The 24,357-nt window shown below is 61.9% G+C and carries 20 protein-coding genes; 11 read left to right on the top strand and 9 right to left on the bottom strand.

What is annotated here, in order from left to right; translation table 11 throughout:
* Positions 1–3: 3 nt before the first annotated feature.
* Together AF337_RS03210 and AF337_RS03205 are read right to left on the bottom strand one after the other, a co-directional pair.
* Complete coding sequence (locus AF337_RS03210; RefSeq protein WP_049731032.1) at positions 4–918, bottom strand: ABC transporter permease; 915 nt, start codon at positions 916–918, stop codon at positions 4–6.
* A 146-nt stretch (positions 919–1,064) separates the two neighbouring features.
* Positions 1,065–1,940, bottom strand: a complete 876-nt coding sequence (locus AF337_RS03205; protein ID WP_049731031.1) for a DMT family transporter — start codon at positions 1,938–1,940, stop codon at positions 1,065–1,067.
* A gap of 496 nt (positions 1,941–2,436) precedes the next feature.
* Between AF337_RS03205 and AF337_RS03200 the strand changes: the two genes are divergently transcribed.
* Positions 2,437–3,624 (top strand): hypothetical protein, encoded by a 1,188-nt coding sequence (locus AF337_RS03200; protein WP_049731030.1) that lies wholly within the window; start codon positions 2,437–2,439, stop codon positions 3,622–3,624.
* A gap of 90 nt (positions 3,625–3,714) precedes the next feature.
* Here the strand turns inward: AF337_RS03200 and AF337_RS43525 are convergent, their stop codons facing one another.
* The 3 genes from AF337_RS43525 to treZ form a co-directional block, all read right to left on the bottom strand.
* Positions 3,715–3,876 (bottom strand): hypothetical protein, encoded by a 162-nt coding sequence (locus AF337_RS43525; RefSeq protein ID WP_167347725.1) that lies wholly within the window; start codon positions 3,874–3,876, stop codon positions 3,715–3,717.
* 172 nt (positions 3,877–4,048) lie between these two features.
* Positions 4,049–5,893, bottom strand: coding sequence for a 4-alpha-glucanotransferase (malQ, locus tag AF337_RS03195; RefSeq protein ID WP_049731133.1), 1,845 nt, complete (start codon positions 5,891–5,893; stop codon positions 4,049–4,051).
* 26 nt (positions 5,894–5,919) lie between these two features.
* Complete coding sequence (treZ, locus tag AF337_RS03190) at positions 5,920–7,680, bottom strand: malto-oligosyltrehalose trehalohydrolase (RefSeq protein WP_049731132.1); 1,761 nt, start codon at positions 7,678–7,680, stop codon at positions 5,920–5,922.
* 523 nt (positions 7,681–8,203) lie between these two features.
* Between treZ and AF337_RS03185 the strand changes: the two genes are divergently transcribed.
* Positions 8,204–8,392, top strand: coding sequence for a hypothetical protein (locus tag AF337_RS03185; protein ID WP_225881021.1), 189 nt, complete (start codon positions 8,204–8,206; stop codon positions 8,390–8,392).
* Between the two features lie 100 nt (positions 8,393–8,492).
* On the opposite strand, the gene AF337_RS03180 is transcribed toward AF337_RS03185, so the two are convergent.
* Both AF337_RS03180 and AF337_RS03175 read right to left on the bottom strand, forming a co-directional pair.
* Positions 8,493–10,169: a response regulator gene (locus tag AF337_RS03180; protein ID WP_049731029.1), complete on the bottom strand. Its 1,677-nt coding sequence runs from the start codon at positions 10,167–10,169 to the stop codon at positions 8,493–8,495.
* 10 nt (positions 10,170–10,179) lie between these two features.
* Complete coding sequence (locus AF337_RS03175; RefSeq protein ID WP_049731028.1) at positions 10,180–15,927, bottom strand: HAMP domain-containing protein; 5,748 nt, start codon at positions 15,925–15,927, stop codon at positions 10,180–10,182.
* A gap of 224 nt (positions 15,928–16,151) precedes the next feature.
* On the opposite strand from AF337_RS03175, the gene AF337_RS03170 reads away from it, so the two are divergent.
* Together AF337_RS03170 and AF337_RS03165 are read left to right on the top strand one after the other, a co-directional pair.
* Positions 16,152–16,604, top strand: coding sequence for a hypothetical protein (locus AF337_RS03170; protein ID WP_049731131.1), 453 nt, complete (start codon positions 16,152–16,154; stop codon positions 16,602–16,604).
* Between the two features lie 26 nt (positions 16,605–16,630).
* Positions 16,631–16,912, top strand: coding sequence for a hypothetical protein (locus tag AF337_RS03165; RefSeq protein WP_049731027.1), 282 nt, complete (start codon positions 16,631–16,633; stop codon positions 16,910–16,912).
* A gap of 186 nt (positions 16,913–17,098) precedes the next feature.
* Here the strand turns inward: AF337_RS03165 and AF337_RS43125 are convergent, their stop codons facing one another.
* A complete protein-coding gene (locus AF337_RS43125) occupies positions 17,099–17,248 on the bottom strand; it encodes a hypothetical protein (protein ID WP_160320234.1) in 150 nt (49 codons plus the stop codon).
* On the opposite strand from AF337_RS43125, the gene AF337_RS03155 reads away from it, so the two are divergent.
* From AF337_RS03155 to AF337_RS03125, 7 genes are all read left to right on the top strand, one after another.
* Positions 17,247–18,164, top strand: coding sequence for a metal ABC transporter substrate-binding protein (locus AF337_RS03155; protein ID WP_049731130.1), 918 nt, complete (start codon positions 17,247–17,249; stop codon positions 18,162–18,164). The two genes, AF337_RS43125 and AF337_RS03155, sit on opposite strands and share 2 nt — an antisense overlap.
* Positions 18,161–19,060, top strand: a complete 900-nt coding sequence (locus AF337_RS03150) for a manganese/iron ABC transporter ATP-binding protein (protein WP_049731025.1) — start codon at positions 18,161–18,163, stop codon at positions 19,058–19,060. The genes AF337_RS03155 and AF337_RS03150 overlap by 4 nt, the downstream gene beginning before the upstream one ends.
* Positions 19,060–19,917, top strand: a complete 858-nt coding sequence (gene sitC / locus AF337_RS03145; RefSeq protein WP_049731024.1) for an iron/manganese ABC transporter permease subunit SitC — start codon at positions 19,060–19,062, stop codon at positions 19,915–19,917. Before AF337_RS03150 ends, sitC begins: the two co-directional genes overlap by 1 nt.
* Complete coding sequence (locus AF337_RS03140) at positions 19,914–20,759, top strand: metal ABC transporter permease (RefSeq protein ID WP_049731023.1); 846 nt, start codon at positions 19,914–19,916, stop codon at positions 20,757–20,759. Before sitC ends, AF337_RS03140 begins: the two co-directional genes overlap by 4 nt.
* A 124-nt stretch (positions 20,760–20,883) precedes the next feature.
* On the top strand, positions 20,884–21,909 hold the full coding sequence (locus AF337_RS03135) for an ABC transporter substrate-binding protein (protein ID WP_049731022.1): 1,026 nt from the start codon (positions 20,884–20,886) through the stop codon (positions 21,907–21,909).
* On the top strand, positions 21,906–22,946 hold the full coding sequence (locus AF337_RS03130) for a FecCD family ABC transporter permease (protein ID WP_049731021.1): 1,041 nt from the start codon (positions 21,906–21,908) through the stop codon (positions 22,944–22,946). The genes AF337_RS03135 and AF337_RS03130 overlap by 4 nt, the downstream gene beginning before the upstream one ends.
* Entirely contained in the window at positions 22,943–23,704 is a 762-nt protein-coding gene (locus AF337_RS03125) for an ABC transporter ATP-binding protein (protein WP_049731020.1), read from the top strand. Before AF337_RS03130 ends, AF337_RS03125 begins: the two co-directional genes overlap by 4 nt.
* Before the next feature lie 65 nt (positions 23,705–23,769).
* Here the strand turns inward: AF337_RS03125 and AF337_RS03120 are convergent, their stop codons facing one another.
* Complete coding sequence (locus tag AF337_RS03120; protein ID WP_049731019.1) at positions 23,770–24,237, bottom strand: Lrp/AsnC family transcriptional regulator; 468 nt, start codon at positions 24,235–24,237, stop codon at positions 23,770–23,772.
* Positions 24,238–24,357: the final 120 nt, after the last annotated feature.

Here is a 24,357-nt window from a genome sequence, read left to right as displayed (position 1 = left end):
CGCTCAATACCGGATACGCGGATCGAGCAGCGCATAGGCGATGTCGATCAACAGGTTCATGATGAAAATCGCCAATGCCGAGACCATGATGACGGCCAGCACGACGGCGAAATCGCGAAGCAGGATGGAATCGATCATCAGCTTGCCGATTCCCGGAAAACCGAACACCGTTTCGACGACCACGGCACCGTTCAAGATGGCTGCCGCCTGGTCGCCGATGACGGTGATCACCGGCAGCATGGCATTGCGCAGCCCGTGAACGAAGATGATCGAGTTCGAACGGACACCCTTGGCGCGGGCCGTCTTGACGTAGGCGGAAGATAGGACGCTGATCATCGAGCCCCGCACAACCTGCAGGATCAGGCCGAAGGGCCGGATGAACAGCACGCTGACCGGCAGGACCCAATGCCAGAAGGTTCCCGTTCCCGATGTCGGCAGGACATGCAGTTTGACGGCGAAAATGACGATGGCCACGATCGCAAGCCAGAAATCCGGGGCCGCAGCGCCGATCAGCGAGAAGAAGGTGGCGAGACGATCGAAGACGCCGCCGACGCGAAACGCCGCCAGCGAACCGATGACGATCGCAGCCACCGTGACGAGCGTCATGGTGATGACAGCCAGCCAGAAGGTCCAGACGAAGGCCTCCAGCACGACATCCATGGCAGGGCGGGCCTGCCGCAGGGATTGACCGAAGTTGCCCTGAGCGAGATCGGCAACATAACGGCCGAACTGGATGATCAGCGGGTCATTGAACCCGTTCATCTCACGGAATTGCTGGCGCATTTCCGTGGTCGCATCGATCGGCAGATAGAGGTCGGTCGGGTCGCCTGTCAGCCGGGACAGGAAGAACACGATGACGATAAGCGCCACGAGCGATACGCCGCTGGCGATCGCGCGTTTGCCGATGAAACTTTTCATGCCACTCCTCCCGAGTGAAACCTATTCGGATCGTCAGCCTGATCTTCGCTCGTGCCGAAGCCCGCCCGTCATGCCCCTCCGGCGACAGGCGTCAACTGAAATATTAGTGCATCTAGAATTTTTGTGAACCCCTTTTCTTAGAATGATCAGGCCTTGTCAACCGGCGGCCTCCGTCGCCACGCCATGCCACCGGTGCCGATGATGGTCGCGCCAATGATGACCGCTGCACCGATCCAGGTCTGGGCAGCCGGAATTTCCGAGAAAAACAGGAAGGCCATCAGCGCCACGACCGGCAGCCGGAGAAAGTCGAGCGGCGCCAGGACGCTTGCGGCCGCCATGCCGAAGGCGCGCGTGATCAGCGTCATGTTGAAGGCGCCGAGTGCCCCCTGCATGGCGAGCAGCCCGAGTTGGCTCCAGCTCGGCATCGACCAGACCGGCAGCATGACGATCAGGCCAAGCGGCACCGTCGTGATCAGATTCCATGCAACCAGCCGGTCCGCGCTGTCCCTCAATGCCATCCGCCGCAGCATCAACTGGCTGGCCGCCGTCAAGACCGCTCCTGCCAGTGCAAAAAGCAGCCATTGATCGAAACCGGTCGCGCCTGGGCGAATGATGATCATGACGCCGACAAAACCCGCGGCGATGCCGGCGACGCTGGAGATGCCGACACGTTCCTTGAGCACAAGCCACGCACCGAGAACGAGAAACATCGGCATGGTGAAATTGATCGCCGTGGCATCGGCCAGCGGAGCGTGCGCAAAGGCGATGAACAACGCAACCAGTGAGGCAAGTTTCAGACCCGCACGCACGACATGCAGAACCCGGTAGGGAGAGTCTTTCAGACCAACCCGCGCCACGATCCACGGCGAGACGGCAAGAAGTCCGAAAAACGACCGGAAAAAGCCGATCATCAAGGGGTGCACGTCGCCGGCCAGCATGCGCACGATGATCGCGTCGAGACTGTTCAAAAAGGCGGCGGCCACCATCATGCAGACGGCGAGGCCTGTGCGACCGGGCTGCATCACGCTTCTCCTGATTGGACGAATGCAGGCCAGCCCATATCGATCGTTCGATACGGCGAGCGCGCTGACCAGACTCTGCCGCCACGGACTTAGCCCAATCGGTCAGCCGCCGTCCACACTAAAATACAAATATATTAGTTCAGAAGCGAATAAAGGCCGGACACCTCATAGGTCATTGAAAAACACATGAAATTTGGGCGAATGATTTCCCACCGGCCAGCGGAATTTGAGGGTTGCAAGAATCGAGGGAATACACTCTACGTCTGATAATGAGCCGCAAAACTACCTGTGCTAGAGAAAATGCCGCCGTCCATCCGCGACGGCAGGTCAGCTATATCTCCTCGGTGCAACGGTTCCGGCAGAGCCTGACCTCCTCACCCCCGAATTAGCCGACCAGATGAAACCGCGACATCCCAGCCCGCTCTCAGGCAAGAGAGCCGGAGGGACAGGTCCGGAATTTCGCAACCCCATCCACTTACTCCACAAGGATATTTCCATGAAGCCTATGCGCAATCTCCGCCTGATGATGGCAAGCACCGCCTTCCTGGCGCTCGCTGGCCCCTCCTTCGCGCTTGACGGCGCCGACATGATGAAAAAGCTCAATGCCGCCACCAGTGCCGGCGGCACGGTCATCACCTTCGAAAAGGCTGAGGTCGATGGCGATACGGTAACGGCGACGGGCGTCCAGGTGGGCTCTACAAGCCTGCCCGGCGATACCTTGAAGATCGGCGAGCTTACCTTCGAGGGTGTCGAGGAAACGGAAGGCGGCGGCTACCACGCCAAAACAGTCTCTTTCCCTGATATCGACATGAGCCAGGAGGAAGGACGATTTTCCGCCAAGGATATCGAGATCGCCGGCCTGACGATTCCCGCCAATGCCGCGGGCGATACGCTGAACGACATCCTCCTCTATGAAACCGTCAGCACCGGGGCGATTGCTGTCAACATCAAGGGCAAGGACGTGTTTGCCATCGAGGGCATCGAGTCCAACCTCGAGCGCCAGGATGGCGGCTTTACCTATGACGCCAATGTCGCCGGCCTGAAAGCCGACCTGTCGCAGGTCGAAGATGCGAGCGCGAAGGAAGCCATCGAGAAACTCGGGCTGACCGCGCTCGACGGCACGGTGACGATGAAGGGCAGCTGGGAAGTCGAAAGCGGCAAGATTGCGGTCGACGAATACGCGTTCGACTTCAAGAATATCGGCCGGCTGAATGTCGCCATCGACTTCTCCGGCTATACGCTCGGCTTCGTCAAGTCGCTGCAGGAGGCGGTAAAGACCGCCGAGGCCAATCCGAACAAGGAAGAGGCCAACCAGGCCGTCGGCCTGGCGATGCTGGGGCTGATGCAGCAGCTGACGTTCAACAGCGCCTCGATCCGCTTCGACGATGCCTCGATCACAAAGAAGGCGCTCGACTATGCCGGCGCGCAGCAGGGCGTCACCGGCGATGAGCTGACGCAGTCGCTGAAAGGTCTTGTGCCGATGATGATGGCGCAGCTCAACCTGCCGGAGCTGCAGAACCAGGTGTCAGCTGCCGTCAACACCTATCTCGACGGGCCGAAAAACCTGACGATCAGCGCAGCACCGGAAAAGCCCGTTCCATTTCCGATGATCATCGGCGCGGCCATGGGTGCGCCGAACACCATTCCGTCGGTCCTTGGCGTCAAGGTCACGGCGAACGACTAAGCTGACCGCTCCAGCAGCCGGAGGCGGGTTCCGACCTGCCTCCGGTCCCATTCCGGGAAAGCCAAGGGTCGGCGATTTCTGCGAATGGCTCTACAGCTCGTCGCTGCGACGCCTCACGGCGTGCTTCAGCGCGATCATATGTCTTCGCCGTTCCAGCACATAATCGGCATAGCCGACGCAGAAGAACAGCAATGTCGGTCCGGCGTAGATGATGATCAGAGCCAATGCGATAAGGATGAATGCGGTCGTCATGATCTTGTTTCCATCATATGGGTCGTGCCGCCTTTAAAGCGGCGACAGCGGATAGGCCCTCATCTCGACATTCCCTGTCCTTATTTGTAGAAAATTCGTCGGCTGCGTATTCGTTCCTTCCCCGATCGATTTCCATCGGCGCGGCGGCAGCCGACGGCTCCCTCCACCTCGATCACTCCCGCGGCCTTTCCTCCCGCATTGCCGCCGTCACGCGCTTGAGCAGCGAGACAGACGGCAGATCCTCCAGCAAAACCGATAGCTTCGGCTTCCAGTTCGGATAGCTGTCGCTGGTGCCCGGTATATTGGTCGGTCTTTTCTCGTCGGTGAGATCGGCAAGCCGCACCGATGTCAGAAGCGATGGCGTCCGTGCAATGAAACGGTAGGCGCTGACGGTCAGATCTTTCAACGCCTCCTGGCCTGCCCGCGGCGCGAGCCGGGCCGGCACGTCGATGCCGGCAGCGTTGAAGACCGTTTTGAGGAATCTCCGCTCGTGCCTGCGGTGTTTGAGATGTTCTTCGGTCAGATCGGGCGGTACGATACCGTGTTCACAGCGATCCCGAATGTCGCCGCCGCGCCACCAGTCGGCAAGGGTCTGGTGGTCATGCGTCGAAATGCAGGCGAGCGCGAGGGCGGGATAGGCTTCGGCAGGCTTGAAACCCTGCTTGTCCTGTTCGTAGGAAAGGATCCGATAGGAGAGGATGCCGGCGGCCTCCAGATCCTCCTGCAATCCTTCCGGAATCATGCCGAGAGACTCCCCGATGACGAGGCATCGATGTTCGGCGGAAACCTCGGCGAGGATCTGCAGCAGCCGGTCCTCGGGATAGCGGACATAGGCGCCGCTGTCCGGCCTGGCGCCTAGCGGCACCAGGAAAAGTCGGCGGATCGCCGGGGCATGGTCGATGCGGATAGCGCCGGCGTAGCGCATGGCGGTGCTCACCATGCGCCGGTAAGGCGACATCTCCCCTCCGGCAATTTCGGATGGCAGATATCCGGCAAGGTGCCAGTCCTGCCCGTCAACGGCGAATGGATCGGGAGGACTGCCGATTGTCGCCTTGGAGACATAGATATCAGGCTCGCTCCACGTCGCCGAGCCATCGACCGCTTCGCCGACCGCAAGATCGAGATAGAGCCCGATCCTGAGGCCGGCCTTGCGCGCCCGCTCCGCCGCCTGCATCAGCTGGCGGTGGGCAAGCCATTGCAGCCACATGTGGAAGCGAACATCATCCGCGTGCTCACGTTCGAAATCGCCGACGGCGGCACCGTCGAAGCGCTGGAACTCGGTTGGCCATCGCCGCCAGCCGGCACCTGCCCCGCGCTCGACCATGGAAGAGGAAAGGCATTCGAACAGCGCATGCAGCCGCAGACTGTCGTCGCCTTGCGCCACGAATGCGTCGAAATCGGCCTCGTCATCAACGCGGCGCTGTCGCCGTGCCGACCAGAGGTCATGAAGGGCGCCAAGCTTGGTGCGCGCGACGCCAACGTAGTCGATGAGATCGGATTGGCGAAGGCCCTCCAATTGCCGTTCGAGTTCGGGACTGCCGGCAAATCCCGGCACCTGATCGACGGCGATATAGAGCGGGTTGAGATGCTGGCGGCTTGAGGGTTCATAGGGGCTGCAGCGGTCGGGATCGGCGAGGAACGGCGCGTGAAGCGGATTGAGGCCGATGAAATCGGCTCCCAGCGACCCCGCCAGATCGGCCATATCGGCCAGATCCTGGAAGTCCCCTATGCCCCAGTTGCGTGCCGACCGGAGCTCGTAAAGCTGCAGGCTCACGCCCCAGACCCGTGTAGCGGATAGGAAATCCGGCAGAAACGATACCGGGATCTTCCTGCCGTCCGGCTTTGCTTTCCGCTGCGGCGCGCCGGTCTCTTGATCTACCGTCAATTCGATATTCAGTGCCGAGAGTATTTTGCGCTTGGTCGCGGCTGAGATCACCACTTCCCGGTTCTCGGGGCTGGGCCTGGTCGGGCTGATGCCGTGGCGGCGGGCGAGTTTGTCGAGCTCTGCGGATTTCATCATTGGACCCCTTCCTCCCAGCGTCCTCACGCCTCGCTCAGGCTCCAGATCACTGCCCAGGGCGCCAGACCGCCGCCGTCGCGTCCGCCGAGATGGAATATCGCCTCAGCATCGTCCGGTGGCGAGTCGAGCGCCGCCGCCTCGTCGCCAAGGTTGGCGCGCAGATGAAGATGCCGGCCTTCCGCCAGGGTCCAATCGACCACGATCGCATTGCCCGTCGAACCGTAGACGGCGCTTCCCGCCGTCACACCTTTCAGCAAAGGAACGATCTTCCGGTGCCGGACATCGAGCAACGTTCTGTAGAAATCGAGGATCTCGGAGGAAGCGCGTTTCGACCAATCCAGTTTGGCCGCAGCAAAGGTCGATGGCGCCGTCGGGTCGAGAAGGTCTTCGGAGTCGAAGCCCGGCAGACGCGAAAGCTCCTCGCGACGGCCCTTTCTAACCTTCTCGTTCAGCTCCTCGTCGAAATCGCAGAAAAACGGGAAAGGCTCTGCAGCGCCCCACTCCTCCCCCATGAACAGCATCGGAATCTCGGGCGCCAGCAGATAGATTGATGTGACGGCTTTGACGGCATCGGTAGGGCTCGACGCCATGACCCGGTCGCCCAGCGCCCGGTTGCCGATCTGATCATGGTTCTGGACGAAGGAGATGAAAGCCGTTGGCGGCAGGTGACCGCTCGGCCTGCCCCTATTCCCGCCGCGATAAGGCATATGTTCCCCCTGGAACACGAAGCCTTCGGCCAGCGCCCGGCCGAGCTTGCCGGCGTCGCCGGCATAATCGGCATAATAGCCGAAGGTTTCGCCGGTGGCGGTGATATGCAGCAGGTGGTGGACGTCGTCGTTCCACTGGGCGGTGAACAGCTTCGCTGCGCCTTTTTCGTCACGCTTCAGCAGATCGCTGTCATTCTCCTCGTTTTCGACGATCAGATGAACATGCCGATCGCCGGCCGCAGCCTTGACGCGGCGGGCAAGTTCGTGAAGCAGGTGCTCGTCGCTATCGTCCTTGATCGCGTGAACGGCATCGAAGCGGAAGCCGTCGAGCCTGAATTCGGTGATCCAGTAGATGGCGTTCTCGATGACAAATTCACGGATCATCCCCGACCCGTCGCCGTCATAGTTGATGCCGTGGCCCCAGGGCGTCTTGTGATTGTCGGTGAAAAGCGGCGCATAGGAAGGGATATAATTCCCGTCAGGCCCGAAGTGGTTGTAAACCACATCGAGGAACACCGAGATGCCGCGCTGATGCGCCGCGTCCACCAGCGCCATGAAATCCTCCGGCCGACCGTAGCTGCTGTCGGGGGCATAGGGCAGCACGCCGTCATAACCCCAGCTGTAACGGCCGGGGAATTCGCTGACCGGCATGATCTGCAAAGCCGTAACACCCAGCTCCCTGAGATGATCGAGCCGCTCGATCGCAGAGGTGAAAGTCCCCTCCGGCGTGAAGCAGCCGATATGCATCTCGTAGATGACCATTTCTTCCCAGGGCCGGCCGGTCCAGTCGCGCGTCGTCCAGCGATAGGAGGTGAGGTCGACCACTTCGCTTGGACCATGCACATCCTGCGGCTGGAACCGCGAGGCGGGATCTGGAATTTCGAGGCCGTCGGGAAGAACGAAGCAATAGCGCGTACCGGCATCGGCATTCGAAACTCTGCACCGATGCCAGCCACCGTCCGCCGCCTGCATCGGCAGCAGATCGGCGCCTTCGATTTTCAACGACACGCTTTCATGCAGGGGAGCCCAGAGCCGAAATAGAATACCCTCTTCAATGACTGCGGGGCCGAACGTCATGTTGGTCAAGGGAAAGCCTTCGGTGAAGTGAAGATCGATTGAGGTAACTTTTGCAGGAGCAAAAAGTTTCATCCGCACGCGAAAGCGGCCGCCGTCACCGGATTAAAGAATGCGTGGCAACCAGCTCGAACCACTTCGTTGTGAACGGCGATATTGTGCGCCAGATATCTCGTATCTGAGGCGAAGCCGACAGAGATCGCTTTATTTCAACGACGCGCCGCACGTTCTGCTTGCAGCTCTTGCAGGAAGCGCGTGGGGTCAATTTCTTCGGGTTCACCGCTGGCTTTACCCTCAGCGTGCTCTCGCCTGAGTCTTTCCAGCTCCAGCCTGCGAACAAGGCCTTCGTCGCGAGGAGCAATATTATAGCTGAGGGCACACCAATACCTTTCGTTCGGGCGATGCCATCATTTTTTGAAGACATTACGAATAAAACCCGCGAAAGCCGCAGCTGTCGATGATCAAGATAAGCGGGATTTTCTCCTGTAGCGTACCAACAATGACGTGGAGAGATAGGAACGCAACGATGCACACAATCTGGCAAATGAACACCGCCTCTCCCGCAGAAGAGGCAAAGCACGTCGAGCATTGGTTGCGAACGGAAATTGTGGCCACTTATGACGCCCATGAGGCCGACCCCACCAAGGCCAAGCCTCTCGATGAGGTCTGGAAGCGGCTTGAAGCACGCATGGACGAAATCGATCGGGAGGAATGAAGGGAGGTAGGCAAATAGAAAGTGGAAATGCTCCAATTCCACCCGTTCGGGTTCAACCTCATCCAAGATTTCGACCGCGCTCTCCGCTGCTTCCCGGCCGTTACGCCGCCGCGACTTTGCCCGAGAGTGCCTTGTCCATGGCCGCCTGAAGCTGCTCCTGGGTGAAGGGTTTGGTCATCCTGAGCATCCGGCCGAGACCGTGATCTTCGGAAAACTCGGCGTAGCCCGAGGCAAGAATAATGGGCAGGCCCGGGAAGGCGGAACGAAGGTGGCGTGCAAGCTCTGCACCCGTCATGCCGGGCATCGCGTGATCGGTAATGACAAGATCGCAATCCCGTCCGTCGGCAAGGAATTCCAGGGCCTGCGAGGCGGAAGACGCTTCCCGCGGCAGGTGGCCGAGATCCTCCAGCATCGCCACGGTTCCCGTCCGGACAAGCGCATCGTCGTCGACGACGAGAATGGCGAGCGGCCGTGACACCGGGTTCAAGGCTTCCGTTGCGGGAGGCTCGACCGCCGGCTGCGTCTTGACGAAGGTCTCGGCGACGGGCAGCCACAGGGATACGGTCGTGCCCTTGTCCCTCGCGCTCAATATCTGGATCGAGCCGCCGGATTGCGCCGCCAGGCCATGAACCATCGACAGGCCGAGGCCGGTGCCCTTGCCGACCCCTTTGGTGGTGAAAAACGGTTCGGCGGCGCGAGCGACCGTTGCCTCATCCATGCCTTCACCATCGTCCGACACCGATATCCTGATGTAATTCCCGCCTGCGAGACCGGCCGGCCGAGCGTCTTCGGCCGCTGCCGCGGCAACCGTCACGGCCCCGCCGCTTTCGAGCGCGTCGCGGGCATTGACGAACAGGTTGAGCAGCGCCAGCTCCAGCTGGTTACTGTCCACCAGAAGCGGCGCCAGATCGGCCGGAATGCGCTTGCGGATTTCGATGCGCGGCCCCACCGCCTTGGCGAGAAGATCCTCGACGTTTTCGAACAGCCTGAGGAAATCGACCGCCTGGGGCTTCAGCTCCTGGCGGCGGGCGAAGGCAAGCAGGCGCTGGGTCAGCGCCGTGCCGCGCTCGGCCGCCTGGATCGCATTCGTCAGCAGACGTTCGCTGCGTTCATCCGCCGGAAGCCGCTTCTTCAGAAGGCCGAGGCTGCCGAGCACCGCCATCAGAAGGTTGTTGAAGTCATGCGCCACCCCGCCCGTCAGGTGGCCGATCGTGTCGAGCTTCTGCGCCTCAAACAATTGCGCCAGCGCCTCCTCGCGCTCGCGCGTTCTTTGATCGATCCGGTGCTCCAGCTCCTCGTTGAGCTCCCGCAGCTGGGCGGCCGAAGCCTCGAGCTCGGCGGTGCGCTGGCGAACCCTGGCCTCCAGTTCGGCGTTCAGTCGTTCGAGTTCCCGCGTCTTCCTGTAGAGATCGGCAAAGACCCTGACCTTGGCCCTCAGCACTTCGGGCACGATCGGTACGGAGACGTAGTCGACGGCGCCGACAGCATAGCCACGCAGCCGGTCGGGTTCGGCCAGCATCACCGCGGAAACGAAAATGATCGGCGTGTTCTGATAGCGCGGGTGCTGACGGATCATGCTGACCAGCTCGAAGCCATCCTGTTCGGGCATGCAGACGTCGACGAGGATCACGGCAATTTCGGTGCGCAGCAGATGCTCGAAGGCTTCGCGGGCGGATTGCGCCTTGATGAGGTTTTCCTCGAGTTCTTCGAGAATGACCTCATAACTCAAGAGCTTGGCGGGCTGGTCGTCGACGAGGAGGATGTTGACGGGGTTCATGGCCGGGTCCTCAGCGGTGCAGCCACATGCGAAGGGCCGACAGAAGCTGCTCGGTATTGACCGGCTTCGCCAGATAGTCTGAGGCCCCCGCTTCCAGGCATTTCTCGCGGTCGCCCTTCATCGCCTTGGCCGTCAGCGCCAGGATCGGCAGCCGCCGGAACCGCGGCTCGGAACGGATGACCTGCATCGTCTCGTAACCGTCCATTCCAGGCATCATGATATCCATCAGCACGATCGCCACCGAAGGCTCGTTGTTGATGACGTCGATGGCCTCGCTGCCGGTCGTCGCGGTGAGTACCCGCATGCCCCGGCGTTCGAGGACGCTGCTCAGCGCGAAGATGTTGCGGGCGTCGTCGTCGACGAGGAGCACGGTCTCGCCGACGAGATCCTCATCCGAGCTGTGCAGTTCCTGCAGTGTCGCCTGTTTTGCCGCCGGCAGGTCGGCGACGACCCGGTGCAGGAACAGAGCGGTCTCATCGAGAAGACGCTCCGGCGACTCGACGCCCTTGACGACGACGCTTCGGGCCATGCTGTGCAGCGTCGCGTCTTCTTCGGGAGAAAGCTCCCGCCCGGTGAACACCACCACCGGCACCTCGCCGATCTCGGCGTCGTCGCGGATCTGCTCCAGCACCTCGAAACCGGACATATCAGGCAGCGAGAGATCGAGCACCACGCAGTCCGGAGGATCCTGCCTGAGGGCGGCGAGCGCTTCCGATCCGGAGCCGACGCTGGTGATGTCGATGTCGTCATGTCCGAGAAGCGCAGTGACGCTCAGCCGCTCGGCCTCGTTGTCTTCCACCAGCAGCAGATGTTTGCGGCGCGGCTCGGCATAGGCCTTCAAACGCGACAGCGCCTTGCCGAGGCCCTCCGGCGTCGTCGGCTTGCTCATGAAAGCAAAGGCGCCGCGGGTCAGCCCATGCTGGCGATCCTCATCGAGGCTGATGATCTGCACCGGGATATGCCGTGTCTGCGAATTCTGCTTGAGTTGGCTGAGCACCGTCCAGCCGAGCATGTCGGGCAGGAAGATGTCGAGCGAGATCGCCGCCGGCCTGTAGTCCTGGGCGAGGGCCAGCGCATCGCCGCCGCGCATCGCCACCAGAACCTTGAATCCGTTGTCGCGGGCGAGATCGACCAGGACACGGGCGTAATGCGGATCGTCCTCGACGACGAGCAGCACCGAATCGCCGGCCACGATCCGATGGCGATCGTCTTCGACATGTTCGGCAGGCTTTTCAGCGCGGCGGCTTGCGGCCGCCTCGGCAAATTCCACGACATTGGCCGATGGAGCGGGCTTCGGCGCGACCGCGCCGGCACCGACATAGGTGAGCGGCAGATAGAGGACGAAGGTGCTGCCGACACCGGGCGTGCTGCGCAGCTGAATCTCGCCGCCCAAGAGGTTCGCCAGTTCGCGGCTGATCGCCAGGCCGAGGCCGGTGCCGCCATATTTGCGGCTCGTCGAGGCATCGGCCTGCTGGAACGCTTCGAAAATAATGCGCTGCTTTTCCGGCGGAATGCCGATGCCGGTATCGACGACTTCGAAGGCGATGACCGAGGGCGCGTGCCGGAGCGACGGATGATCCGGCGACCAGCCGTTCGCTGCCAACGCGACGCGAAGCGTCACGCCGCCCTCCGCGGTGAATTTGAAGGCGTTCGACAGCAGGTTCTTGAGGATCTGCTGCAGCCGCTTCGAATCGGTGATGATGCTCTTGGTGACATCAGCGTCGACCTCGACCGTAAACGACAGGCTGCGGTTTTCGGCCTCGTGCCGGAATGGCCGGGCCATCATCTCGAGCAGGTTGCTGACAAAAATCTCCTCGGCATCGACCGAGACCGTTCCGGATTCGATCTTCGACAGGTCGAGAATATCGCTGATGAGGTTCAGGAGGTCGGTGCCGGCGCCGTGGATCGTCTTGGCAAACTCGACCTGTTTGCCCGACAGGTTGCCGTCGGGGTTTTCGCCGAGCTGCTGGCCGAGGATGAGGATCGAATTCAAGGGCGTGCGCAGCTCATGCGACATGTTGGCGAGGAATTCGGACTTGTACTTCGATGTCAGGGCCAGCTCGGTCGCCTTTTCCTCCAGTGCGCGCCGGGCCTGCTCGATCTCCTGGTTTTTCGCCTCGACTTCGACGTTGCGTTCTTCGAGCTGCTGCGCCTTCTGCCCGAGCTGCTCGTTGGTCTGCTGCAGTTCGCGCTGCTGCGTCTGCAGCTCGGCGGCGAGTTTCTGCGACTGCTTGAGCAGGCCTTCGGTCTGCATCGTCGCTTCGATCGAGTTCAGCACGATGCCGATCGACGTCGTCAGCTGGTCGAGGAAGGACAGCTGCAGCTCGGTGAATTCGCCGGCGGAGGCAAGCTCGATCACCGCCTTCACCTGCCCCTCGAAATGCACCGGCAACACGATCGCGCTTCGCGGCAGGGTGGTGAACACGCCGGAGCTGATCGGAACGACATTGTCGGGAAGGTCGGTGACGAGGATCCGGCGGGCGTCGCTGGCGCATTGGCCGACAAGTCCCTGGCCGAAATCGAGCCGCAGCGGATGCGCCGCCTCGACCCCTTGCGCATAGACCGACAACAGCGACAGGAACGGCTGCTCCTCATCGGCATCGACCTGGTAGATCACCCCCTGATGCGCGCCGACGAGCGGCGCCAGCTCCGACAGCATCATCTTGCCGACCAGCGTCAGGTCGCGCTGGCCCTGTAGCATGTTGGTGAAGCGGGCCAAATTGGTTTTCAGCCAGTCCTGCTCGGTGTTGCGCTCGGTGGTTAGGCGCAAATTGTCGATCATCGTGTTGATATTGTCTTTGAGTTCGGCGACTTCGCCGCGCGCATCGACCTTGATCGAGCGCGTCAGATCACCCTTGGTGACGGCGGTCGCCACCTCGGCAATGGCGCGCACCTGCGTCGTCAGGTTCGCGGCAAGCAGGTTGACGTTGCCGGTGAGATCCTTCCAGGTGCCCGCCGTGCCCGGCACATTCGCCTGGCCGCCGAGGCGGCCTTCGACGCCGACTTCACGCGCCACCGTCGTCACCTGATCGGCGAAGGTCGCAAGCGTGTTGGTCATGTTGTTGATGGTCTCGGCGAGCGCCGCCACCTCGCCCTTGGAGGCGACGGTGAGGTTCTGCTTGAGGTCGCCGTTCGCCACCGCCGTCACCACCTTGACGATGCCGCGGACCTGCTCGGTCAGGTTGGCGGCCATGACGTTGACGGTATCGGTCAGGTCCTTCCAGGTGCCGGCCACTCCAGGCACCTGCGCCTGGCCGCCGAGCTTGCCTTCGGTGCCGACTTCACGGGCAACGCGCGTCACTTCGCCGGCAAAGGCGTTGAGCTGGTCCACCATCGTGTTGATGGTGTTCTTCAGTTCGAGGATTTCGCCCTTCACGTCGACGGTGATCTTGCGCGACAGGTCGCCGCGCGCCACCGCGGTCGTGACTTCGGCGATGTTGCGCACTTGACCGGTCAGGTTGGAGGCCATGGAATTGACGTTCTCGGTCAGATCCTTCCAGGTGCCGGCCACCCCCGGCACCTGCGCCTGGCCGCCGAGCTTGCCTTCGGTGCCGACTTCGCGGGCGACGCGCGTCACTTCCGAGGCGAAGCGGTTCAGCTGGTCGACCATGGTGTTCAGGGTTTCCTTGAGCTCAAGGATTTCGCCCGAGACCGACACCGTGATCTTTTTCGACAGGTCGCCATTGGCGATCGCGGTCGAGACCTCGGCGATGTTGCGCACCTGCGCCGTCAGATTGCCCGCCATGGAATTGACGCTGTCGGTCAGGTCCTTCCAGGTGCCGGCGACGCCGAGCACGTTGGCCTGGCCGCCGAGCCGGCCTTCCGTGCCGACCTCGCGCGCCACACGCGTCACCTCGCCGGCAAAGCCGTTCAGCTGATCGACCATCGTGTTGATGGTTTCCTTCAGCTCGAGGATTTCCCCCGACACGGTGACGGTGATCTTCTTCGACAGGTCTCCTTGGGCGACGGCGGTCGCGACTTCGGCGATGTTGCGCACCTGGCCCGTCAGGTTGGAAGCCATGGAATTGACGCTGTCGGTCAGGTCCTTCCAGGTGCCGGCGACGCCGCGCACATTGGCCTGGCCGCCGAGCCGGCCCTCGGTGCCGACTTCGCGGGCAACGCGCGTCACTTCCGAAGCAAAGGCGTTCAACTGGTCGACCATCGTGTTGATGGTTTCCTTCAGCTCGAGGATTTCGCCCTTCACGTCGACGGTGATCTTCTTCGACAGGTCGCCATTGGCGATCGCGGTCGAGACTTCGGCGATGTTGCGCACCTGTGCCGTCAGGTTGCCGCCCATCGAATTGACGTTCTCGGTCAGATCCTTCCACGTGCCGGCGACACCGCGCACATTGGCCTGGCCGCCGAGCCGGCCCTCGGTGCCGACTTCGCGGGCGACGCGCGTCACTTCCGAGGCAAAGGCGTTCAACTGATCAACCATCGTGTTGATGGTCTCCTTCAGCTCGAGGATTTCCCCCGACACCGTCACGGTGATCTTCTTCGACAAGTCGCCATTGGCGATCGCGGTCGAGACCTCGGCGATGTTGCGCACCTGCGCGGTGAGGTTCGAGGCCATGGAATTGACGTTGTCGGTCAAGTCCTTCCAGGTACCGGCAACCCCCGGCACCTGCGCCTGGCCGCCGAGCCGGCCTTCGGTGCCGACTTCACGCGCCACGCGCGTCACCTCGCCGGCAAAGCCGTTGAGCTGGTCGACCATGGTGTTGATGGTTTCCTTCAGTTCCAGGATTTCGCCCGAGACGTCGACGGTGATCTTGCGCGACAGGTCGCCGCGGGCGACGGCCGTCGTCACCTGGGCGATGTTGCGCACCTGGGCCGTCAGATTGCCGCACATGGCATTGACGCTGTCAGTCAGATCCTTCCAGGTGCCGGCGACACCCGGCACCAGGGCTTGGCCGCCGAGCTTGCCCTCGGTGCCGACCTCGCGGGCCACGCGCGTCACTTCCGAAGCGAAGGATCTGAGCTGGTCGACCATCGTGTTGATGGCTTCCTTGAGCTGCAGGATCTCGCCGCGCACGTCGACGGTGATCTTTTTGGAAAGGTCGCCGTTGGCAACGGCGATCGTCACTTCGGCGATGTTGCGCACCTGCGCCGTCAGGTTCGACGCCATCGAGTTGACGCTTTCGGTCAGGTCCTTCCAGACGCCGGTCACTTCGGGCACCTGTGCCTGGCCGCCGAGCTTTCCGTCGGTGCCGACTTCGCGGGCGACGCGCGTCACTTCAGAGGTGAAGACACTCAACTGCTCGATCATCGTGTTGACGATATCGGCCGAGCGCAGGAATTCGCCCTTCAGCGGCCGCCCATCAACGTCGAGCGGCACGGTCTGCAGCAGGTCCCCCTTGGCGACGGCAGTGATGGTGCGGGTGACCGCCGTCGTCGGCCACAGGAGATCGTCGATCAGGCCGTTGATCGATCCTTCCATCTCCGACCAAGAGCCATCGGACAGGCCGAAGCGCACCCGCGTGCTCGTGCGCCCGTCCCGGCCGACGACCTGGCCGACATGTTCGAGCTGCTGCGCCATGCGCTGATTGCCGGCGATGATGTCGTTGAGGGCATCGGCAATCTTGCCAGTGACGCCTGTGAGGTCGGACCGCATCCGCACCGAAAAGTCGCCGCGCCGGACCGCGACGAGGACCTCAAGGAGCGCGCTGGCATCGTCGAAGGCCATCATTTTGTGGTCGTGGCCATTGAGGCTGTCTGCTGCGACGCTGTCGCGCGCGAGTTCACTGGTTTTGTTGCTCACGAAAATCCCCCTCTTCGACGACTGGTAATTTAGTGCTCAACGCAGAAAATGGTATGGGCCATTCCGCATACAGCCTATCATCATTTGTCATTCAAAATGAACTTGACAGCTGCATGAATCCAAAGCGCCCGCCGAAAACCGTTTTGCCGAGATTTGCGGTTTTTCGGGCAGGCGGGAACAGTTACGCGCCGGCCGTCGTTTCCGTCCTGACAATGGAGAGCGACATGTCGAACGTCTCAAGGACAGGCAAGGAAGAGATCAACAACGCGACCAGCCCGAACACATTCGGAAAATCGGTCGAGAGCCAAGCACAAATGCAGGATGCGGCGGCGCAAGCCTCGCCCGAAACGGGCGGCGAGATGCTCAACATCTACCGGCTGGAACCGATCGCGGCTCCTGACGATCCGAGATGGGACAATGCCCCCGGTCACGGCATCGTCGTCGTGGCCGCCAGAACGCCTGGCGACGCCAGGATCGTCGCCGCGGCGCGCGAACTCGACTTCATGGAAGTGGATGCGGCTCCCGCAGAGGATGTGACGACGGCCAATGCCAGTGCCTTCCGCGACGACAAGCTCTATACTGTCATCGAGATCGACCGGAACAGGCACGATATCATGCGTGGCATTGTCGAAGGTATGGTCTCGGTCGACACGATCCGGTCGGTCGAACCGGATTAGAGCTTGCCTCTTTCATTGGAGTTCTCATGAATACGGCCAATCTGCAGCTCAAGGGCCTGATCATGGCGATGGCGTCGATTTGCGACGCAATCGTCGAGAAGGATCTGCTCACCCGCCAGGAGCTCAATGCCGCGTTGTCGAAAGCGATGAAGTCCGTCGAGGACGACGACGACCATGAGCTGTCGGACGCCAACCGTGCCGCGATCCTGTTTCCCATCCGTGTCTTGCAGCTTGCCGAGCAGGCCACCGGGAAAGGCGAGCAGCTAACTTTTTCGGACTATGCCAAGCTCGTGGGAAAGCTGAGCTGACCCTATTCCAGGGATTTTCCCTTGAGGCTGCCGAGGTCGGGCCGGGCCGTTTCGGGCCCGCCACGGTGTATCGGTACGCCCTTCCTCTCCTTTGCTGCATCGCCAGGCATATGACCCGGGCAAGGCGCCGTGCCGTTCGACATCAGCGCGTCCGGACAATTTTCGGTTTGCTCGTTTTCAAAATCCTTATTGCAATTCATTCGCAATTGCAGAATAGATAGCAACGAGGCTCATCGGCATTAATTGCAAATGCGTCGCATTTTTATCGGTGAACTTGTTGCCGGCCGTCGCTGTGCGCGCCGAATGGTTTGATGAAGCAATGAAGGGAATATTCATGCCGAGTTACATGAGACGCAGAGTCGTAAGCGGACTGGTGGCCGTCGCCGCACTCGGCCTGATGGCCGGCGGTGCCGCCGCGCAGGAGAAGTTCAAAGCGGTGACCACCTTCACCGTCATTGCCGACATGGCAAAGAACGTTGCCGGCGATGCGGCGATCGTGGAATCGATCACCAAGCCCGGGGCCGAGATCCACGAATATCAGCCGACGCCCGGTGATATTCAGCGGGCGCAGGGCGCCCAGATCCTCCTGTCGAACGGCCTCAATCTCGAGCTGTGGTTCCAGAAATTCTACCGAAACCTGAAAGATGTTCCCGACGTCGTGGTCTCCACAGGCGTCGAGCCGATGGGCATCAGCGAAGGCCCCTATAGCGGCAAACCCAATCCGCATGCCTGGATGTCGCCGAAGAACGCGATCATTTATGTCGACAACATCCGCGATGCCTTCGTCAAATACGATCCTGAGAATGCCGAGATCTACAAGGCCAACGCCGAGGCCTACAAGAAGGAGATCGAGGCGACCATCGCGCCGATCCGCGAGAAGCTGAATACCATTCCCGAGGACAAGCGCTGGCTGGTATCGAGCGAAGGGGCCTTTTCTTATCTCGCCCGCGACTTCGGCCTGAAGGAACTCTATCTGTGGCCGATCAATGCCGATCAGCAGGGCACGCCGCAACAGGTCCGCAAAGTCGTCGATGCCGTCAGGGCCAACAAGATCCCTGCCGTGTTCAGCGAGAGCACGGTGTCGGACAAGCCGGCCCGCCAGGTCGCCCGTGAAACCGGCGCCCGGTATGGCGGCGTGCTCTATGTCGACTCCCTGAGCGAAGCCGACGGCCCCACGCCGACCTATATCGACCTGCTGCGCGTCACCTCCGACACCGTCGTCAAGGGGCTTGCCGAAGGCCTGTCGCAATGAACGGTATCGCTTCCCCGGTTTCCCCCGCATCTTCGGATGCGGGGGCCGGCATCTCTGTAAAGGATGCCACGGTTACCTATCGCAACGGCCACACGGCGCTGCGCGGCGCCAGCTTCCAGACACCCACCGGTACCATTACCGCGCTCGTCGGCGTCAACGGCTCCGGAAAATCGACCCTGTTCAAGGCGATCATGGGCTTCGTGCGCCTCGCCAGGGGTGAGATTTCCGTGCTCGGCATGCCGGTCGAACAAGCGCTGCGAAAAAATCTTGTCGCCTACGTGCCGCAATCGGAAGAGGTCGACTGGAATTTTCCGGTGCTGGTCGAGGACGTCGTCATGATGGGGCGCTACGGCCATATGGGGATGATGCGCATTCCGAAAGCGGCCGACCACGAAGCCGTGTCCAAGGCGCTCGCCCGCGTCAACATGAGCGAATTCCGCAAGCGCCAGATCGGCGAACTTTCCGGCGGCCAGAAAAAGCGCGTCTTCCTTGCTCGCGCGCTGGCGCAGGACGGCCGCGTCATCCTGCTCGACGAACCCTTCACCGGCGTCGACGTCAAGACCGAAGAGGCCATCGTCAAGCTGCTCCGCTCTCTGCGCGACGAAGGCCGGGTGATGCTGGTGTCGACGCACAATCTCGGCAGCGTGCCGGAATTCTGCGACCGCACGGTGCTGATCAAAGGCACGGTGCTGGCCTACGGACAGACGGACGAGACCTTTACCCAGGAAAACCTCGAGAGAACCTTCGGCGGCGTGCTTCGTCATCTCGTGTTGAATGGCTCCGGCAGCAAGCCATATCCCGTCGGGATCCTCACCGACGACGAGAGGCCGCTGGTCCTGCGGGAGGGCAAGCTGCTCGCGCCTGTCTCGGCGAACGGAAGCGGAGAGCAAGCCTGATGGCCGTCTTTCTCGAACCTTTCACCTATGACTACATGCTGAACGCCATGTGGGTATCGGCTCTTGTCGGCGGTGTCTGCGCCTTCCTCTCCTGTTATCTGATGCTCAAGGGCTGGTCGCTGATCGGCGACGCCCTCTCGCATTCCATCGTGCCGGGTGTCGCCGGCGCCTACATGATCGGACTTCCCTTCTCGATCGGCGCATTCTTCTCCGGCGGCCTTGCCGCCGCGGCGATGCTCTTCCTCAACCAGCGCACCAAGCTGAAGGAAGACGCCATCATCGGCCTGATCTTTTCCTCCTTCTTCGGGCTCGGCCTGTTCATGGTATCGCTCCGACCAACCGCGGTGAACATTCAGACGATCGTGCTCGGCAACATCCTCGCAATCACCCCCGAAGACACGCTTCAGCTCGCCATCATCGGCTTCGTTTCGCTCGCCATCCTGCTGGTGAAGTGGAAGGACCTGATGGTCGTCTTCTTCGACGAGACCCACGCCCGTTCGATCGGGCTCAATCCGACGCGGCTCAAGATCATGTTTTTCACGCTGCTGTCGGCCTCGACGGTCGCGGCGCTGCAGACCGTCGGCGCCTTTCTGGTCATCTGCATGGTGGTGACGCCGGGGGCGACGGCTTACCTGCTGACGGATCGTTTCCCGCGGCTGCTCGTCATCGCCGTCGCGATCGGGGCGGCGACCAGCTTCATCGGCGCCTATGTGAGCTATTTCCTCGACGGCGCGACCGGCGGCATCATCATCGTCCTCCAGACGCTGATCTTCCTTGCCGCCTTCATCCTGGCGCCCAAGCACGGAATGCTGGCGAGCCGGCGCAGGGCCGCTCAAGCGCTGGAGACATCCTCATGAACGGTCTTACCACCCTGCTGGCGCCGTTCCAGTTCGATTTCATGATCAACGCCCTGATCATCTCGGTGCTGATCGCCATCCCCACAGCGCTGCTCTCCTGCTTCCTTGTGCTCAAAGGCTGGGCGCTGATGGGAGACGCCATGAGCCATGCCGTCTTCCCGGGCGTGGTCATCGCCTATATCGCCGGCTTTCCGTTGGCGGTCGGCGCCTTTGCGGCCGGGATGGTCTGCGCGCTTGCCACCGGCTTCCTCAAGGATAACAGCCGCATCAAGCAGGACACGGTGATGGGCATCGTATTTTCGGGCATGTTCGGCTTCGGCCTGGTTCTCTATGTGAAGATCCAGTCCGAGGTGCATCTCGATCACATCCTCTTCGGCGACATGCTCGGCATCGGCTTTCCCGACATCGTGGAGACCGGAGCCGTTGCGGCGCTGACGGCCACCATCATCGCCGTCAAGTGGCGTGACCTGCTGCTGCATGCCTTCGATCCGGCTCAGGCAAGAGCGGTCGGGCTGAGGGTGAAGCTGCTTCACTACGGCCTGCTCTGCCTGCTTTCATTGACGATCGTCGCAGCACTTCGGTCGGTCGGCATCATTCTCGCCATCTCGCTGCTGATCGCACCGGGCTCCATTGCCTATCTGCTGACGCGCCGCTTCAGTACGATGCTCGCTCTGTCGGTCGCAATCGCGGTGATCACTGCCTTTGCCGGCGTTTATCTCTCCTTCTTTATCGACAGCGCGCCGGCCCCGACCATCGTTCTCCTGTTCGCGATCGCCTTCATTGCAGCCTTCCTGCATGCCACGCGCAAAACCGCCCGCATCGAAACCGGAGAGGCAAGCTGAGGAGCGACTGTCGCTCAACGATCACCTGTCGATTTTGTGATAAGTTGATTTATTCAGTCTTGTTTTCAGGCTGCTCCTGAGGCTATACCCCGGCCGCAGACACTCACGCACCGGGGATTTCTTCGTGACCAGCCTCAAATCAATTCTGACCGCCTGCGGCCTCTCCGCCCTGACCGGCCTTGCCGCAAATCCGACGCTGGCCGGTTCGACGGCCTACCCGCTGACGCTCGAAAACTGCGGCGCTGCGGTGACATTCAAGAAGGCGCCCGAGCGAGCGATCGGCCTCGGCCAGAACAGCGCGGAAATCCTGCTGCTGCTCGGCCTTCAGGACAAGATGGTCGGCACCGCCTTCTGGCCGAGCAAGGTGCTGCCGCAGCTCGCCGAAGCCAATGCCAAGGTCAAGCTTCTCACCGTCGAGATGCCGACTTTCGAATCGATGCTCGCCGAAAACCCCGATTTCGTCGCGGCGGCGCTCCCGAGCCTCGTCGGGCCGAACAGCAAGGTTGCCAAGCGCGAGGATTTCGACAAGGTAGGTGTTTCAACCTATCTCTCGCCCAGCACCTGCCTCAGCACCAAGGACGTCAAGGATCAGTACGGCAGCCGCGCCGAGCTGTGGAACATGGATCTCCTCTACAAGGAGATCGACGAACTTTCGCAGATTTTCGACGTCGCCGATCGCGGCCAGGCGCTGATTGCCGACTTCAAGGCGCGGGAAGCCAAGCTTCGCGGGAGCGTTTCCAAGGACGGCAAGAACCTCTCCTACGTCTTCTGGTTTTCGAGCCCCAGCCCGTCGGCCGACGCCTATGTCAGCGGCAAGAACAGCGCCTCGGGCTTCATCGCCGACCTGCTCGGCGGCCACAATGCGATATCAGCGGAAGCGGAATGGCCGACCATTGGCTGGGAAGGCATCATCGCCGCCAATCCCGACGTTATCGTCGTCGCCAGCCTCGACCGCAACCGCTGGGAACTCGATAAGCCCGAGGCCAAGATCAACTTCCTGAATACCGATCCGGCCGTCAGCCAGACCCCTGCTGTCAAGAACAAGGCGCTCGTCGTCATGGACGGTCAGGCCATGAACCCGACGATCCGCACGATCTACGGCGCCGAGCAGGTGGCCGAGCAGCTAAAGGCTCTCGGTCTGTTGAAGTGACGGACGCAGGCCGTCTCTTCCGGCAGCTGGGAGCGGTCACCGGACTGCTGCTCGCCTCCCTCTGCCTCATCGCTGTCGCCGTCGGCATCAGCGTCGGGATCGGCGACTTGCCGATTCCGCTTGCGACCACGTTTTCGGCCGTCACCAACCGGCTCGGCTGGACCGCGGTCGAGCTGAACCGCATCCATGAGACGGTGATCTGGGATTATCGCCTGAGCCGCGCGCTGGTCGCCGCCTTCTGCGGCGCGGGGCTGGCACTGTCGGGCGCCATCATGCAGTCGCTGCTGCGCAACCCGCTTGCCGAACCCTATGTGCTCGGCATCTCCGCCGGGGCCTCCACCGGCGCCGTGGCGATCGTCATCCTGGGGCTCGGCGCGGGCGCGGTGTCGCTGTCGGCAGGCGCCTTTGCCGGCGCCTTCGCCGCCTTCTTCTTCGTGGCGCTGCTCTCGAACGGCACGCGCGGCGGCGCGGACCGCACCATTCTTGCCGGTGTGGCCGCATCGCAACTCTTCAACGCCTCGACCTCCTATATCGTCACCACCTCGGCCAATGCGCAGCAGGCCCGCGACGTCATGTTCTGGCTGCTCGGCAGCTTCAGCGGCGTGCGCTGGCCGGAATTCGCGCTGGTCTCGGTCGTCGTCGGCTTCGGCCTTGCCGCCTGTCTTCTCTATGCCCGCGTGCTCGACGCCTTCGCTTTCGGCGACGAGGCGGCATCCTCGCTCGGCGTCAATGTCGCCCGCGCCCGCATGGTGCTCTTCGCGCTCACCGCCATGATGACGGCGACGATCGTCAGCATGGTCGGGTCGATCGGCTTCGTCGGCCTCGTCGTGCCGCATGTCGCCCGCTTCGTCGTCGGGCCGCTGCATATTCGGCTGCTGCCGGCCTGCGCCATCGCAGGCGCGATCTTCGTGGTGCTCGCCGACATCGCCGCGCGCGCCCTCATTCCCGGCCAGATCCTGCCGATCGGCGTCGTCACGGCGCTCGTCGGCGTTCCCTTCTTCTCGATCATCCTCTACCGGTTCCAGCGTGCGTCATGAGCATCAAGGCCGACAACCTCACCTGGAAAATTGGCAGGAAGACCATTCTGGACGGCGTTTCCCTGGAGGCGCAGCCCGGCCGGATGCTCGGCCTGCTCGGGCCGAACGGCTCCGGCAAGACCTCGCTGCTGCGGCTTCTCGCCGGCCTGAAGCGGCCGCATTCCGGGCGCGTCATCCTCGATCGCAACGATATCGGCAAGATCAGCCGCCGCTCGATCGCACGGCGCATCGCTTTCGTCGAGCAGCACGCCACGACCAATGCCAATCTGAAGGTCATCGACGTCGTCAAGCTCGGCCGCTTCCCGCACCGCTCCATGTTCTCAGGCTGGACCAAGGCCGACGAAGAGGCGGTCGAAGCAGCGCTCGCCCGCTCCGGCATGGCGGAGAAGCGTGACGATCGCTGGCAGAGCCTGTCGGGCGGCGAAAAGCAGCGCACCCATATTGCCAGGGCGCTCGCCCAGTCGCCGCAGGAGCTGATCCTCGACGAACCCACAAACCATCTCGACATCCAGCACCAGATCGGCCTGATGCGGCTCGTCTCCGGCCTGCCGATCACCAGCATCGTCGCCCTGCACGATCTCAACCACGCCGCCATGTTCTGCGATGAGCTTGTTATCATGCAGCAGGGCAGGATCGTCGCCTCGGGCGCACCTGAAGACGTGCTGAGCGAGAACCTTCTGCGCGAGGTCTTTTCCGTCGAGGCCCGCATCGAAGCCTCGCCCTATCATTCGCGTCCGCACATCCACTATCTCAGATGAGAGCGGCTAGAACAGGATGTCGCCCGAAAACCGCTCACACTTTTCGGCATCATGCTCTGCCGCTCTCACGTCATGATCTGCAGCGGCAAAGCAGTCGTCTTTTTCAGCGTCTTCAGGACGATGCTCGACTTGACCGAGGCGAGATTGTCGGTGACCCGGATCATCCTTTCTAGAAACTGGCTGAGATGGTCGAGGTCACGCGTCATGACCTTCATCAGAAAATCGGCGTCGCCCGTCTGCGAATAACACTCAAGAATCTCCGGCGCGGTCTCGATGAACCGATGAAGCCGCTCGTTTCCACCTTCCGTATGCGCGCGCAGGCTGACAAGCGTATGAGCGACGACGGCAAAACCCAGTTTTACCGGATTGAGGATGGCGACGACGCTCTGGATGTACTCCTCGTTGCGCAGCCTTTCCAAACGGCGTGCGCATTGGGTCGCGGAGAGATTGACCTTCTGCGACAACTCGCCCTGCGTCACTTCACTGTTTTGCTGGAGGGCGGCGAGTAATTTGATATCGAACTGGTCAAGCATGGGCCATCCAATGAGACAAGGAGAATTTCTGCGCAGAATAGCCGAATGACGCAGAATGTCTGCATCGATGTGCGGCCACAGGCAGATAATCGCAGAAATTCGCCACAAGAGTTCAGTTAG

It is taken from the genome of Rhizobium ecuadorense (genome assembly GCF_001187535.1).
Taxonomy (GTDB): domain Bacteria; phylum Pseudomonadota; class Alphaproteobacteria; order Rhizobiales; family Rhizobiaceae; genus Rhizobium; species Rhizobium ecuadorense.
Note: the sequence above shows the minus strand (reverse complement) of the source record. Positions and strands in the feature narration are given on the sequence as shown.

Excerpts from the sequence above, each read along its gene's own strand:
- AF337_RS03120 (WP_049731019.1), bottom strand. The coding sequence starts at position 24,237 with ATGCTTGACCAGTTCGATATCAAATTACTCGCCGCCCTCCAGCAAAAC.
- AF337_RS03205 (WP_049731031.1), bottom strand. The coding sequence starts at position 1,940 with ATGCAGCCCGGTCGCACAGGCCTCGCCGTCTGCATGATGGTGGCCGCC.
- AF337_RS03210 (WP_049731032.1), bottom strand. The coding sequence starts at position 918 with ATGAAAAGTTTCATCGGCAAACGCGCGATCGCCAGCGGCGTATCGCTC.
- sitC (WP_049731024.1), top strand. The coding sequence starts at position 19,060 with ATGGCCGTCTTTCTCGAACCTTTCACCTATGACTACATGCTGAACGCC.
- AF337_RS03140 (WP_049731023.1), top strand. The coding sequence starts at position 19,914 with ATGAACGGTCTTACCACCCTGCTGGCGCCGTTCCAGTTCGATTTCATG.
- AF337_RS03170 (WP_049731131.1), top strand. The coding sequence starts at position 16,152 with ATGTCGAACGTCTCAAGGACAGGCAAGGAAGAGATCAACAACGCGACC.
- AF337_RS03185 (WP_225881021.1), top strand. The coding sequence starts at position 8,204 with ATGCACACAATCTGGCAAATGAACACCGCCTCTCCCGCAGAAGAGGCA.
- AF337_RS43525 (WP_167347725.1), bottom strand. The coding sequence starts at position 3,876 with ATGACGACCGCATTCATCCTTATCGCATTGGCTCTGATCATCATCTAC.
- AF337_RS03180 (WP_049731029.1), bottom strand. The coding sequence starts at position 10,169 with ATGAACCCCGTCAACATCCTCCTCGTCGACGACCAGCCCGCCAAGCTC.
- AF337_RS03150 (WP_049731025.1), top strand. The coding sequence starts at position 18,161 with ATGAACGGTATCGCTTCCCCGGTTTCCCCCGCATCTTCGGATGCGGGG.
- AF337_RS43125 (WP_160320234.1), bottom strand. The coding sequence starts at position 17,248 with ATGAATATTCCCTTCATTGCTTCATCAAACCATTCGGCGCGCACAGCG.
- AF337_RS03125 (WP_049731020.1), top strand. The coding sequence starts at position 22,943 with ATGAGCATCAAGGCCGACAACCTCACCTGGAAAATTGGCAGGAAGACC.
- malQ (WP_049731133.1), bottom strand. The coding sequence starts at position 5,893 with ATGAAATCCGCAGAGCTCGACAAACTCGCCCGCCGCCACGGCATCAGC.
- AF337_RS03165 (WP_049731027.1), top strand. The coding sequence starts at position 16,631 with ATGAATACGGCCAATCTGCAGCTCAAGGGCCTGATCATGGCGATGGCG.
- treZ (WP_049731132.1), bottom strand. The coding sequence starts at position 7,680 with ATGACGTTCGGCCCCGCAGTCATTGAAGAGGGTATTCTATTTCGGCTC.
- AF337_RS03155 (WP_049731130.1), top strand. The coding sequence starts at position 17,247 with ATGCCGAGTTACATGAGACGCAGAGTCGTAAGCGGACTGGTGGCCGTC.
- AF337_RS03200 (WP_049731030.1), top strand. The coding sequence starts at position 2,437 with ATGAAGCCTATGCGCAATCTCCGCCTGATGATGGCAAGCACCGCCTTC.